The sequence below is a fragment of the Acinetobacter sp. ANC_7553 genome (genome assembly GCF_056779895.1).
Window position 1 is genome coordinate 75059 of record NZ_JBWYIV010000006.1, and the last position, 14889, is coordinate 89947.

Genomic DNA, 14889 nt, shown 5'->3' on the forward strand with positions numbered 1-14889 from the left:
AATAAAAAAGAAATATGTAAATATGTCTGAGCGGGCGACTACTTAAGCAGTCGCGGTTTCAAGTTCAGACTTTTTTTCAGATGAATTCACATCTCCGATTTGATTCACCACATGTTCTGTTTCTTGTGCAATACGTCCTTCTTCATCTGTAGGAATGACCCAAATTTGCGGACCAGTACCATTATCAATACGACCTTCAGTACCGCGAGCTAATTGATTATTTTTTTCTTTGCTAAAGTTAAAACCAAAATGTGGCAAATAAGATAATGTTTTTTCACGAATAAATGCTGAGTTTTCACCAATACCACCTGTGAAGAATAAGCCATCAAGACGAGGTAAACCACAGCTGAGTGCTGCTAATGATTTAGCAAGACGATAGCAGAATACTTCAATAGCAAGTGCAGCATCTTCATTGCCTTCTTCTGAAGCTTCGATAAGTGTTCGCATATCGTTTGACAGGTTTGAAAGTCCTAATAAACCAGATTGGCTATTGAGCATTCTGTCAATTTTGTAAATGTCCCATCCTAGGTTTTTGGCTAAAAAATTATGTAAACTTGGATCTACATCACCACTACGGGTACCCATCACTAAACCTTCGAGTGGCGTTAATCCCATAGAGGTATCAACACTTTTACCATTCCAAATTGCACAAGTAGAACTACCATTGCCTAAATGAGCGGTGAGCCAACCACCTTCACGGAAACTACCAGCAAGCTCAGAGCCACGATCTGATACATAGGCATGGCTTGTGCCGTGGAATCCATAGCGGCGAACATTATGTTCAGTGTATAAAAATTTTGGTACCGCATAACGATAGGCATGCGCTGGCATTGTTTGATGGAACGCTGTATCAAACACTGCAACTTGCGGTAAGTCTGGGAACAAACGTTTAGTCGCTTCGATCCCAACGAGATGTGCAGGATTATGTAATGGAGCTAAAGGTGTTGCTTCACGGATTTTTTCAATAATTTCATCGGTGATTAACTCTGCTTGAGTTAAAGAACCACCATGTACAATACGATGACCAATGGCATCAGGCTTGTGATTCGCTAAGCGAGATAATCCAACTTCAAGAGCTTCTTTGTGGTCTGCATTTGGAATACGAATATCAACTGGTTCGTTGCCTATAGTCACGCCTTTGATGCGCGCTTCTGGCGTACCTAAGTTTTCAGCAAGACCATGAATTCGGAAATCTTGATCTTTAAGTAATAATGCAAACTTGATCGAAGAAGAACCGCAATTGATGATAAGAACTGAATGGGGCATGGTGTGTTCCTTTACTGGCAATTTTAATATTTCGTTTGTTTTCTTCCAAATGAACAAAAAATGTTATTTCTTGATCGTGAAGCATTTGTATCATGCGTTTTTTTATTGTCCTAGATAGACTTTAGGTGATTAGACTTAAGCACTATCGACCACTAAGGCGATAATAATTAAAATTTATAGTCTTTCTTTATTCATTTATTAAATAAATGATGGTTATGTTTTAATTAAATTGTATGCGTAAAACATAGCATGTATTGTATTTTTTATATACCACTTCTGGTTTGTAATTGATTTAATTTATACGTTTTTTATTTCGTTATGAAGAGTTGAATCACTCAAAAACAAAGCCCTTTACTCAAAGGGCTTTGTTTTTTTAAGTTAGATTTATTGACGGATTTGGCCATCGCCTAAAACAATCCATTTTTGTGAGGTGAGTCCTTCTAATCCGACTGGACCTCTGGCATGAATTTTATCTGTTGAAATGCCGATTTCAGCACCTAAACCATATTCAAAACCATCAGCAAAACGAGTAGAGGCATTAACCATGACCGAACTTGAATCGACGCGAGTAAGGAATTTTCGGGCCGTGCTAAAGTTTTCAGTAATAATCGAATCAGTGTGATGCGATCCGTATTTATTGATATGCAAAATTGCTTCTTCAACGCCACTGACTACTTTAACCGCTAAAATAGGTCCTAGATATTCCTCATACCAGTCTTCTTCGGTCGCAGTTTTAATCTGTTCACCTAAAATTGCTTTGACTTTCAAGCAACCACGCAACTCAACTTGTTTTTCAGCATAAAGTTCAGCAATGCGAGGCAGAAAGTCATCAGCAACTTTTTCATCAACCAGCAGCGTTTCCATGGCATTACATACGCCATAGCGATGAGTTTTTGCATTTAACGCAATTGGCAATGCTTTTTGTAGATCTGCTTGGGCCTCAACGAAGACGTGACAGTTACCATCAAGGTGTTTGATTACAGGAATAGTCGCTTCACGTGTAATACGTTCAATTAAGCCTTTGCCACCACGTGGAACAATAACGTCAACATACTCAGAGAGGGTAATCAATTGCCCAACTGCAGCACGATCTGCTGTATTGACAACTTGGACTGCGTTAACTGGTACACCAGCTTGCTCTAAACCTTTTTGAATTGCGGTAGCAACGGCTTTGTTTGACTCTAATGCTTCTGAACCACCGCGAAGAATGATGGCATTGCCAGACTTAATCGCTAAAGAGGCTGCTTCTAGAGTGACGTTAGGACGTGATTCATAAATCATACCTACGACACCTAAAGGCACTCGCATTTTTCCAAGCTGAATACCAGACGGGCGATAAGCTAGGTCAGTAATTTCACCAATGGGATCAATTAAACTGATGACATCTTTAAGACCTTGTAACATTCCACTGAAGCGTGTGGGTGTAAGTTCCAAACGATCGAGTAATGCGCTGTCTAAATTGTTTTCATGACCACGAGTCATGTCTAGTTTATTCGCAGCTAGAATTTGAGCTTGATGGTCTTCCAAAGCGATATGGATTGCCGTCAAAGCATTATTTCGTTCAAAAGTCGAAGAGCCAGCCAAAAAGCGTGAAGCTTCACGCGCATTCTGACCGACGACTTGCATGTACTGTTCGATGGAGTCTTGCATAGCAGTTTAACTGATCATTTTAAAATCTCATTCAAATAGTAGCAGCGCAGATGACAACAATCTATGTTTATCAGCGAAAAAAGCTAAGTTGATAAAACTTGTAACTATTTTTAGAACCTAACGGCAGTTAAAAAAGATAAAAGGTGAATTCTTGCATTGCGCAGATTTCATGCATCTGTATAAAATGAAATGAATGTTAATTATGTTGCATAATCATAACGAATTGAGAGTATGATCAAATTAACGGCTGTGAAAACAAAACAATAAAGCCAAATGGAGATAAGGGAATGAATTCCATGATAAAAATGGAGCTTGAAGATTATTCAGCTGAAGACAGCACTCATTTTTTTGATCTGTACCATAAAAATAGTTTTAAAGAGCCGCCACGAACCACATGGATTGATGGCTGGAAAATTGAATATATGGCGATCGCATCGCCAGAAACACTGTACCAGACGCCAACGCTGATTGTCGGAGGCGCATTTCAAAATTTTAATTCATATAAATATTGCGTTGAACAGCTCTTCGAGAAAGGACCTGTTATTTTAATCGACTTACCATCTTTAGGTTCAAATCAACAAATCCACAATCGTGATACTGGAATTTCTGCTGGTACTCTAGAGCTACCAGAGCTTTCAAAAATGTTAGGTCAATGGTTGGATTTGGTGGAGATTAAGAAAGTCTCTGTCATGGGGATGTCATTAGGCTCTGTGGTTGCTTCCTGTTTTGCTCATTATCGCCCAGAACTGGTAGATCAATTGATTCTGATGGGCGTCATGCAGAAGACGCGGAAAAGCTGGCGTATGTTGCTTGAAGAGTCATTAATATTGATGCAAGAGCAACGTATGGATGAGTTTGGTCAGGCTGTCATTTTGTACTTGGTGAATCATGCAAAATTAGATCAAACGCGTATGTCTCCAACAGCTAAACGACTTTTTTATAAGCAGATGTCTGAGTTTGATATCGCTGAGCGTGAGCGATATGAAATCAACTGTAATCGTTTATTGCGTCTTTCCCATGTTCCAATACCGATGTGTAAAACATTGGTCGCATGTGGTCAATTCGATAGTTTTACTTTGCCATTTGAGAATGCGAATTTTGCCTTGCAATGTCCTGATGTTGAGTTTGCAATGATTGCAAATGCGGATCATGTGCCTCAACTGCAACGCCGAAAAGAAACCATGAATCTTTTTACCAGTTTCTTAAAAGGCGAATCGATTCACAATCTAGATGGGATCATTTATTTAGATAAAGACCAAATGCAATCTTTGGATCGAAGGGGGGAAGTTCGATTTGCCCTTAAAAATGCGCATTCTGTTTTAATTCATCAAACAAATGCACAACGTTTTGAAGTTGAAATTAAAGACCTGAATTACTTTGGTGTATCATTCTTTTTGGATGACCCATCTCAAGTTGAAGTCTTACAGGCAAATGCTCGAAGTTTTGCAATTGAATTTGAGGATGAGCAAGGACATTTTGCTGTCGAATGTTTATTGTTCGATTTTATTGGAAATGAAGTAAGAGCATTATTCAAGCATGGTTATTTTGAAGTAGCTGATCGCTTACTTCAATTTATAGATACCCATAAACACAATGACAGCGTGGATTAGGCTGTCATTGAATTCAATTGAATCAGAAAATAGACTCTTCTTAATATTTAGATAAACGAATCATTATTTTATTGCATGAATCATCCATACTAGATCACCAAGATGCTGATCTGTATCCATATTTTGATTCTTTTTTTCAAAATACAGTTGAGGTTGAATGACTTCAACTTCAGTAAAACCTGACAGTTTAAAAAAGTGCTGTACCTCTAAAGGGTCTTTAAAGTGGAAGGTAAATGCACTTCTTGAAGCGTATTTGAGTAATTTGCTGCTCGACCAAATTAAGTTAGCCAGTTTATGTTGCACAGGCTCGGGATAAAGGTCAGTTAAATAATGAAGCGTTTGGAATGGTTGACCAAAACGCACAATCGAATTCAGCAATTGTTTGAGTAAATCTTGATTAAAATAATTGATTAATCCTTCACTGATAATCACTAGCGGTCGTGTTGGGTCGAATTCGTCAAAAGCTGTTTTGAAATCATCCGTGAATAAGTCTGCTGATAAAACTTTAGGGCTTTCGGGATCGATTTTATTCAAAGCGGATTGTTTTGTGGTAGCCATGTCTGGTAAATCTAATTCGCGATAATCTATTTCGGGATAATGGGATCTAAACCACCAACCACGAGGTGAAAGTCCCGCTGCAATTTCTAAAATTTGCAGGTTTGGATATTGTTTGATTAATAATTTTAAGTGATCGTCTAATAATGTATGTCGTGTCTTCAGGGTTGAACGCATACTTCCACCGATAAACTTCTCAGCCATACTTTCAAAAGGGTGAGCGAATTGCACCAACGCTTTACCTTTCGAAGTCGCAAATGCTTCGTGAGAGATACCCATTTGGTACCAAATATAGCCAGTGTAGTGAGCAGTAAACGAAATATGACGGTGCTTTGATTGTTTTGATTGAGACATACACATCCTTGGCTATGATTATTATTGGATTGGTCAAGATAAAGGGAGCATTAGAATGCTCCCTGTATTATTAAAATGATTGTCTAAAATCTTCAATGACCTTTTTGACAGATTTCCATTCGTTGCCTAAGTCAAGTTGTTCACCAATGCGAATCTCTTGAATCTTACCGCGCATACGCTCTAAGCGTTCTTGGTTCGGCAATGGATAATTCTCTATGGCACTGAGCGCGACACATGCAGATTCCCGATTATTGCAGACTAAGCCCATATCACAGCCAGCTTCAAGCGCGGCTTTGATGCGAGCATCTGCACCACCTGCAACACAAGCTGCTTGCATACTTAAGTCATCAGAAAACAGGACACCGTCAAACTGAAGTGTTTCACGAAGTACTTTTTGAACCCAATACTGAGAAAAACCAGCAGGATTTGGATCTACTTTTTCATAAATCACATGTGCTGGCATGAGTGCGTCAAGTTGAGGTTGGAGTTGAATAAAGCTTTGCATATCTTGAGCTTCAATTTCAGCATAACTTCGTGTATCCACAGCTGCCGCAATATGTGAATCTGCTTTAACCGAGCCATGGCCAGGGAAGTGTTTCCCCGTGGTTGCCATACCAGCGCGTTTCATACCTTGCATAAAGGCTTGGGCTAAAGGGATGATATCTGAGATATTTTTAGCAAAAGCACGGTCACCAATAACATCGCTGATGTCGTTAAGGTCTAATACAGGTGCAAAGCTGAAATCGATCCCGACTGCAAGAACTTCGGTAGCCATGAGCCAACCGCATTGTTCAGCCAATTCAATTGATCGTTCTGGCTGACTTAAATAGAGCTCACCGAAACGTCCCATGGCAGGAAGGAGAGTGAAGCCTTGTTTTAAACGTTGTACGCGTCCGCCTTCTTGATCGACTGCAATTAAAATATCGGGACGAACTTGGCGCATATGATCCGTTAAGGCGCGAACTTGTTGAGGTGATTCAATATTTCTTCCAAACAAAATGACTCCACCAACTTGTGGAGATTGTAGGAGTTGAATATCTTCTTGATTAAGTGTTGTGCCCTCAATATCAAGCATCAATGCGCCAATCATAGTGGAATCCGTGATTCTAATTTTAAAAGAGAAAACAATACCCGAATTTTGCAATGATTTGCTACATTTTCTCCGTACAGATTATGATAAAACTATACGGCAGAAATAAAAAAGTTGTTTAAGGTTTTGAATATTAATATTTCTATCTGAAAACAATAGTGTAAATTTGGTTTATCCAAGGAAAGACAAATTCGTTATGAAACTTCAAACAATCGCTTGCGCGGTAGCCATTGCCACTGGTGGTTTATTTTTTGGTCATACAATTAATGTTGCGATCGCAGCGAATGAACCAGCGGTTCAACAGGTTCAGAATATAAAGCCCACACAAGAACAAGCTTTAGTTTCAAGACAATTAGCAACTTTGGTGGATCGTCAGCACTATTTAAATATGCGTTTAGATGCTACGACCTCACAACGTATTTTTGATATGTATATTGATAGTCTTGATCCTGACCATAGCCTTTTCTTGGCAGATGAAGTGGCAAACTATAAGAAAAAATACGGACCAACTTTTGGAGCCGCGCTCAAAGCGGGTAACCTTGAAGGACCTTATGCCATTCACGCTCAATATCGTGATCGTTTAAAGTCATTCTATGAGTTTATGTTGGCGGAGTTAAAAAAACCGCAAAACCTAAATCAACCTAATGTGTTTATCGAGTCTGATCGTGAAAAGGCTCCATTTTTCAAAAATAAAGCTGAGCAAGAAAATCAATGGCGCAAAATGCTGGTGTCTCAGTTAATCAATTTAACGATTGCTAAAGAAGAAGATTTGGCTAAGCAAAAAGCGCTGAAAGATGATCCTTCTTTAGCAGCAGGGCAAGATCTCACTTCAGCTGAAGATTTAACGCCAGTTCAGACTTTGACCAAGCGCTATATGCGTCAATTAGAACGTATGAAGCGTACAAAAAGCGATGACGTTTTAGAAAAAACGCTCAATGCTATGTTAGCGACTTATGACCCGCACAGTAATTATTTCCCACCAATCGATGCGATTGAGTTAAATCGTCAGACCACATTGCAGCTTGAGGGGATTGGTGTGTCGATCCGTCCAGAACGCGGGAATGAAGACTATACGCGTATCGAGACGATCGTAGATGGTGGTCCTGCGTTTAAGACGGGGCAGGTCAAGTCTGGTGATCGTATTATTGGTGTCGCGCAAGACGGTGACAAAATGGTCGACGTCATTGGATGGACCAGTTCTGAAATCGTTGGATTGATCCGAGGTAAGCGTGGGACTAAAGTCACCATTAAATTGCTCGGACCTGGAGCATCTATGAGTCAGGCACGTACCGTAACTATCGTACGTGATGTGATTCAAGAAGAGGATGCGGGTGTACGTTCAAGAACAGTTGAAATTGTACGTGATGGCAAGAAACATAAAGTTGGAGTAGTCGAAATTCCATCGTTCTATTACAACTACCGTGCCCGTCGTGCTGGTGAAAGCTATCGTTCAGTATCTGAAGATACCAATAATGCATTGAAAAGTTTAGCTGCGCAAAATGTCGATGGCATTATCGTTGATCTTCGTAATAACCCTGGCGGTTCACTCGAAGAAGTGGCAAAAATGATTGGGCAAGTGATTAAATCTGGTCCAGTGGTTCAAATTCGGGATGGGAATGGTAACGTCAGTGTCTTCGAAGATCGTGATGGAGGCGCTCAAACCTACGCAGGTCCATTGGCTGTCATGGTGAATCTGGCTTCTGCATCAGCAAGTGAAATCTATTCAGCTGCTGTGCAGGATTATGGTCGTGGGATTGTGATTGGAAGTACTACGACAGGTAAGGGTACAGCTCAAGTTCAATTGGACAGCTTAGCGTATGGTCAAGCGACATTGACGCAACGAAAGTTTTACCGTGTTACTGGTGGAAGCACACAAAATAAAGGGGTTGTGCCTGATATTCAATTGGTTGATATCTACGATGAAGAGTTTGGGGAGCGTAAAGCTAAGAATGCTTTAGAGTGGGATACCATCCCTACAGCTCCTTTCAAACGTGAGGGAGAAGTGCAAGCCTTTGTACCAAAATTAGCTGCTCATTCAAAACAGCGTGTTGCGAATGATATTCAATTTAAGTATTTAGAAGCGCGTAAAGCGATTTCGCAGAAAGCTAAAGAGAATAAACAAATCGTGTTGGATATCGATCAACGTAAAGCTGAACTCATCGCTTTGGAAAAAGAAACGTTGGCAGAAGAAAACAAACGCCGTATAGCAATGGGTAAAACTGCTTATCCAAATTGGGAAAGTTATCAGGCGTCGATGGAAGCTTTGGCTGAATCGCGTGCTAAGATGAAAACTAATCAACGCCCACCTTTACCTGAAGAAGAGGCATTTGTCACTGAATCAGCTCATATCTTGCTCGATTACATTGCCTTGCAAAAATAAAAATATTTATTGTTAAGTTTTACTTAAAAATGGCGTATTTCGATACGCCATTTTTTATGGATCTCGCCGAAAAACAACTTGACGTTCAATGAGATGGTGATATTGTTGTAGGCGACAAATGCTCATTAAAAAGTTGAACCTTCTTACATTTATTTGCTGTACTTTTGGGGTTTAAATAAAATAAAAACAGGTTCAGGTACGGATAAGTCTCTATATGATTCATATGAGTTACGATTATGCAATGGTGGCGGGTTCTGCTGTGGCGGCAGTGATCGTCTGCTTTATTGCTATTTCATTTGAACAACTCATTAGTACCCACAAAAACCCAGTTGGTCAAAAAGTGCTGCTCGGTGTAAGTGGCATGATATTTGGTCTTGCGATTTGGGTCATGCATTTTGTTGGAATGCTGGCTTGTCATTTGCCCGAAGATCATAGTTTCGATGTAGGTTTGACGCTATTTTCTTATGTGATCGCAGCTCTCGCTTCAATTTTTGCCATATGGCTCACGACTAGATCTACACTTCCTTTAGCTAGATTAGTTTTGGGTGCACTTCTGATGGGTTTCGGTATTTCAGGTATGCACTATACTGGAATGGCGGGATTGATCGTTCCCAACTACATTATTCGTTATGACACCATTTTGGTGATTTTTTCTGTGCTGATTGCTGTATGTGGTTCAGGGTTGTCATTCTGGCTGATGTTTAAATATAAGCGTACCTATCACAATAAATTGGCATTCAAGCTTGCCGTGGCATTCATGATCGCTTTTAGTATTGTGGGAATGCACTATATTGGTATGGCGGCTGCGACTTTTCAACCCGTGGATGCCAAATATGCAGCATTGAATCAACTCCATGAAGGTCAAGGTTTATTACTTTTTGTCATTATATTTGTCACCTGCTTGGTTTTAGTGGTCAGTTTTTTTGTCGCTATTTTAGAATTACGACTTGAAGAGAGAAATCAACAACTAATCAAAATGAATAAGGAATTGGAAAGCCTTGCCCTTCAAGATAATTTGACCAAACTTCCAAATCGACTTTTTTTGCTTGATTACACCACTTCATTATTTTCACTTCACCAATCTAAAGATCATAAAGTTGCATTCATTTATATTGATTTGGATCGTTTCAAGGCAGTAAATGATGCTTTTGGACATCATATTGGTGATCAGCTTTTAGTGAATTTAGCACATCGACTTCATGCATTACTCGAAAAAAACCAAAAATTAATTCGTATTGGTGGTGATGAGTTTTTATTGGTTGTTGAAGATTTTTCTACAGACCAAATTGATCAAGTTGCCAATCTAGTATTGAGTAAAATCCAAGAAGGCTTTGTGATTTCGGGGAAGGAAATCAATATCTCAGCAAGTTTAGGTGTGGTCTATTATCCAGATCATGGTGCTGATTTACATGATTTGTTGGTGAATGCTGATGCTGCAATGCTGATGTCCAAAGAGCAAGGTCGCAATACTTACAGTGTGTTTAACTATTCATTAGATCAACAAGAAATCGCACGTAGCCAATCAAAACTAATTAATGATTTGTATCGTGCTGTTGAAGAACAACAATTCATTTTATTTTATCAGCCGAAATTCACAGCAGATTTTAAAATTTGTGGCGTTGAAGCTTTAATTCGTTGGAAGCATCCAAGTCTAGGACTTCTAGCACCAAATATGTTTATTGAGGGTGCGGAGCAAACAGGTCTTATTATTAAAATGGGCTACTGGGCTCTTGAACAAGCGTGTATACAGATTCAAGCTTGGCAAAAAAAGAAATTGCCTTTCTGTCCGATCGCTGTAAATTTATCAGCTGTACAATTTGAACATAAAGCGCTGGTAGATACATTAAGATGTTTAATCACGCAATACCAGATCGATCCAGCCCATTTAATTATTGAGATTACTGAATCGACAGCAATGCATCATATCGATGTCAGTATTCGTACTTTTGAGAGCCTACGTAATTTGGGGATTGGGCTTGCGATTGATGATTTTGGAACTGGTCATTCAAGCTTCTTATATTTAAAGAATCTCCCGGTAGATGAACTTAAAATTGACCGTGAATTTATTCGAAATCTTTCACCCAATACTAAAGATGAAATTATCTTAGAAAGTATTATTGTATTGGCTAAACGTTTAGGTTTGGTGGTGACAGCTGAAGGCGTTGAAACTCAAAAACAAGCCGATATCTTAAAACGTTTAGGTTGTCAGCAATTACAAGGCTATTTATTGGGTATGCCATTACCTGTGGATCGTTTAGAAAGCACATTTAAGAACTATTAACTTCTGGTCAGTTTCTGATTCATCACATTCACATTCGGTATTGATCTGCTACAATATCGCCAATTTTTATTTTGATCTTTTTTGATCTTCTAAACTGCATGTCTGCAGTAGGTGTTATTCATGAGCTTTAAGCAAGAGTTAGCGGAGCAAGTTGCTCAGCGACGTACATTTGCCATTATTTCCCACCCCGATGCGGGTAAAACCACAATGACGGAAAAGTTATTGTTGTGGGGGCAAGCGATCCAAGTTGCAGGTATGGTAAAAAGCCGTAAATCTGACCGTGCTGCGACATCAGATTGGATGGAAATGGAAAAAGAGCGTGGTATCTCGATCACGACCTCTGTGATGCAGTTCCCTTATAAAGACAAAATGATCAACCTGCTCGATACACCGGGGCATGAAGATTTCTCTGAAGATACATATCGTACCCTTACAGCCGTAGACTCAGCGTTGATGGTGATTGATGGTGCGAAAGGTGTCGAAGATCGTACGATTAAATTGATGGACGTGTGTCGTATGCGTGACACACCGATTATTTCTTTCGTTAACAAAATGGACCGTGAAATTCGCGAGCCACTTGAACTACTCGACGAAATTGAAAACGTACTTAAGATTAAATGCGTACCTTTAACTTGGCCTTTAGGTACAGGCCGTGACTTCGCGGGTGTTTTTAATCTGATCGAAGAAAAATTCTATGTCTATAAAGCAGGTTTTGGTTCAACCATTACAGATATCGAAATTCGTGACGGTTATGACCATGCTGACCTTCGTGAAAAAGTCGGTGAATTAGCTTGGGCTGCATTTGAAGAGTCACTAGAATTAGTTCAAATGGCAAATGAACCGCTTGATCGTGAAGAATTCTTAGCAGGGCGTCAAACTCCAGTATTGTTTGGTACAGCGTTGGGTAACTTTGGTGTAGACCATGTCTTAAATGCATTTAGTGAATATGCACCACCACCAAAAGCACATCCTACCCAAGATCGTAAAGTTGAAGCGACTGAAGAGGGTTTCTCTGGTTTTGTCTTTAAAATTCAAGCCAATATGGACCCTAAACACCGCGATCGTATTGCTTTCATGCGTATCTGCTCAGGCAAATATGAAAAAGGCTTGAAAATGAAGCATGTACGTATTGGGAAAGATGTGCGTATTTCAGATGCATTAACTTTCTTGGCGGGTGATCGTCAGCATTTAGAAGAGGCATGGCCAGGTGACATTATTGGTTTACATAACCATGGTACGATTCAAATTGGCGATACTTTCACTTCGGGTGAAAACTTGCAATTCACAGGTATTCCTCACTTCGCTCCTGAAATGTTCCGCCGTGTTCGTTTAAAAGATCCTTTGAAATCGAAGCAACTCCAAAAAGGTTTAAAAGAGCTTTCAGAGGAAGGTGCAACTCAGGTATTTATGCCACAAAACAGTAATGATCTTATTGTGGGTGCTGTGGGTGTTCTTCAATTCGAAGTTGTAGCTTATCGTTTAAAAGAAGAATACAAAGTAGATTGTATTTACGAGCCTGTGAGCATTAACACTGTTCGTTGGGTTTCATGTCCAGATGAGAAAAAATTTAACGAATTTAAGAAAAAAGCACATGACCAACTTTCAGTTGATGGTGGTGGGCATTTAACGTACTTAGCACCTAGCCGTGTCAATTTACAATTAATGCAAGAGCGTTATCCTGATATTGTTTTCCGTAATACACGTGAACATTAATTTTGCTTGAAAATGTAAAACAGCTTCCTCGTGAAGCTGTTTTTGTATCAGAATAACCAATGATTTAATTTTGGTTGATTTTTGTGATTACTCTAAACTTACAAAAAAAACGATTGCGTATTCTTCTTGCTACCTTAGTCATTGGGATGGCATCTTGTGAAAAACAACCAGAGTCTAAGACACAAAAGTCAGGGCAGTCTGCCCAAGTTAAAAACGCTGATGTGTTACCAGACTTAAATGATGACGCGTTTCAAGTTGAAATAAAGAGCGAAAATTGCACAAAATCGGTCTGTGAAAAAATTGAAATTTTAAGTTTAAAAACCGCAGATCAGTGGGTCAATCAACAACTTAACAACCATTTGGCTTTTGTGATTCAAGATCAAATTAATGAAAAAGAACAATTGAGTTTGGATCAATCCATCGAAACCTATATAAGTCGCTCTGAATCATGGATGAAGGAGTTTTCACTGAATCAGCCTTATGAGTTGGATATACTGACGCAAGTCGCCACCCAACGAAATCAATATGTGTTGATCCAATTCATTGTTAACACAAAACAAGCTGAAGTGATCGTTAAAGATCGTGGTTACTTTATGGTATTGGATCGAAAGCAGAAAAAAGTTTTACAGTTGCAGGATGTGATTCAAAAGAACCAAATAAATGATTTTGAAAGAATACTTCAAGTGTCCTATCAAAAATGGTTAAAGGCCCAGAGTGGTGAAGTGAGAAGTATCGCTCCAGTGAATCTCAGCTGGCAAAATCAGGAATGGTTCTTTGATGGTGAAGGGATTGGTGTTCATATTCGTGCGAACGAAATTGTCAAAGGTGGTGAGCAATTGGATATCTATTTGAATCATGCTCAAACCAAGCAGGTGGTTGTACCGCAGATCTTTCAAAAGATGTTTTGAAATATTACAAATATTGTAATGTAGCATATACAATTGCAGTTAAACCCATACAAACGAAGCTTGAGCTATCAATTTCATCGGGTTAGGCTTAAATCAATGATAAATGACCGTTTCTCCTCAAGGTTGTGAGATGTTAAAAAATAAAATAGTTTGGACTGTATCTGTACTTACTGCCGCAATTACGCTGAGCGCATGTCAGCCAAAAGGGGACGGGCCTAAAGAGTCACCTGACACTCAAACTCAAGCAGCATCGGAAGTTCAGATACTCGTGCTTCAGGGTGAAACTGAAAAAGTGCCTGTTCGGTTGGTAGAATGTGATGGTAACAATTGTCCAGAAATTTCAATTGATCGATTGAGAACGAATCAATTTGTGTTAGATGGCTTAATTGATCAAGCGATTATCAAAAATTTACAAGAAACGCTAGAGTTGTTCGAACCTGAGCAGACGCTGCCTAAAGACAAAGATACTCAAGCCGCAAGTGAAGTTGTTGAATATAAAACTGCAGCGCAGTTACTTGCAGAGCAGATTCAGCCCTATATTGATAACTTTGTGGGTTTAGATAAAGAGTTAAAGCACTTGGGGGTTGGACATCAAATTAGTTTGAGTATTAGTCCTAAAATTTTAAATTCACAAGGACCACTTGCAACCGTCGTATTGAATACGAGTAACTATTTAGGAGGTGCACATGGTTCTTCTTCACAAACTTACTTTAATTTTGATTTGAAACAGCAGAAACAAGTGTCACTAGATCAAATTTTAGTGAAAGACCAAAAGAATAAATTAAATCAATTGGCCCATGATGAATTTAAAAAATGGGTCATAGATTCGCAGTTAGCAGATAACGTTGAAGAGTATGAAGAGGCTTGGAAATTTAAACTCACTGATAATTATTATTTGGGTAAGAAGGGTTTAATTCTTCAATACGGTGAATATGAAATTGGTCCTTATGTGGTGGGTTTGCCAAGACTTACGATTCCTTATGAAAAGCTACAGGGTGTGATTAAACCTGAAATGCTGGAGGCTGTTCATCCTTCGGTTCAAGTTGCTGTACCTCAAGCTGCAGGTGAAGCAAAATAACATG

At 39.3% G+C, this 14889-nt stretch carries 10 protein-coding genes; 6 read left to right on the plus strand and 4 right to left on the minus strand.

The features are described from left to right. Window positions 1–42: 42 nt before the first annotated feature. Both AC1M9I_RS06375 and AC1M9I_RS06380 read right to left on the minus strand, forming a co-directional pair. On the minus strand, window positions 43–1266 hold the full coding sequence (locus AC1M9I_RS06375; RefSeq protein ID WP_481591557.1) for an acetate/propionate family kinase: 1224 nt from the start codon (window positions 1264–1266) through the stop codon (window positions 43–45). A 384-nt stretch (window positions 1267–1650) separates the two neighbouring features. Beyond that, window positions 1651–2916: a glutamate-5-semialdehyde dehydrogenase gene (locus AC1M9I_RS06380; RefSeq protein WP_481610835.1), complete on the minus strand. Its 1266-nt coding sequence runs from the start codon at window positions 2914–2916 to the stop codon at window positions 1651–1653. 287 nt (window positions 2917–3203) lie between these two features. Here AC1M9I_RS06380 and AC1M9I_RS06385 point away from each other — a divergent pair, with 287 nt between their 5' ends. After that, window positions 3204–4526, plus strand: a complete 1323-nt coding sequence (locus tag AC1M9I_RS06385; RefSeq protein WP_481594952.1) for an alpha/beta fold hydrolase — start codon at window positions 3204–3206, stop codon at window positions 4524–4526. A gap of 63 nt (window positions 4527–4589) precedes the next feature. Here the strand turns inward: AC1M9I_RS06385 and AC1M9I_RS06390 are convergent, their stop codons facing one another. Next, window positions 4590–5435 carry a class I SAM-dependent methyltransferase gene (locus tag AC1M9I_RS06390; protein ID WP_035265290.1) on the minus strand — a complete coding sequence of 282 codons (846 nt, stop codon included), beginning with the start codon at window positions 5433–5435 and terminating at the stop codon, window positions 4590–4592. Window positions 5436–5505: 70 nt separating this feature from the next. Continuing rightward, entirely contained in the window at window positions 5506–6525 is a 1020-nt protein-coding gene (nagZ, locus tag AC1M9I_RS06395; RefSeq protein WP_481593310.1) for a beta-N-acetylhexosaminidase, read from the minus strand. A gap of 196 nt (window positions 6526–6721) precedes the next feature. Between nagZ and AC1M9I_RS06400 the strand changes: the two genes are divergently transcribed. The 5 genes from AC1M9I_RS06400 (at window position 6722) to AC1M9I_RS06420 (ending at window position 14885) form a co-directional block, all read left to right on the plus strand. After that, window positions 6722–8905 carry a carboxy terminal-processing peptidase gene (locus AC1M9I_RS06400; protein WP_035265294.1) on the plus strand — a complete coding sequence of 728 codons (2184 nt, stop codon included), beginning with the start codon at window positions 6722–6724 and terminating at the stop codon, window positions 8903–8905. 214 nt (window positions 8906–9119) lie between these two features. Continuing rightward, window positions 9120–11186, plus strand: coding sequence for a putative bifunctional diguanylate cyclase/phosphodiesterase (locus tag AC1M9I_RS06405; RefSeq protein WP_481590365.1), 2067 nt, complete (start codon window positions 9120–9122; stop codon window positions 11184–11186). Window positions 11187–11306: 120 nt separating this feature from the next. Then, the gene (locus AC1M9I_RS06410; protein ID WP_035265298.1) at window positions 11307–12899 is read left to right on the plus strand and encodes a peptide chain release factor 3; all 1593 of its coding nucleotides are present in this window, start codon (window positions 11307–11309) and stop codon (window positions 12897–12899) included. A gap of 83 nt (window positions 12900–12982) precedes the next feature. Beyond that, window positions 12983–13807: a hypothetical protein gene (locus AC1M9I_RS06415; RefSeq protein WP_481593312.1), complete on the plus strand. Its 825-nt coding sequence runs from the start codon at window positions 12983–12985 to the stop codon at window positions 13805–13807. A gap of 130 nt (window positions 13808–13937) precedes the next feature. After that, window positions 13938–14885, plus strand: a complete 948-nt coding sequence (locus AC1M9I_RS06420; RefSeq protein ID WP_035265380.1) for an RsiV family protein — start codon at window positions 13938–13940, stop codon at window positions 14883–14885. Window positions 14886–14889: the final 4 nt, after the last annotated feature.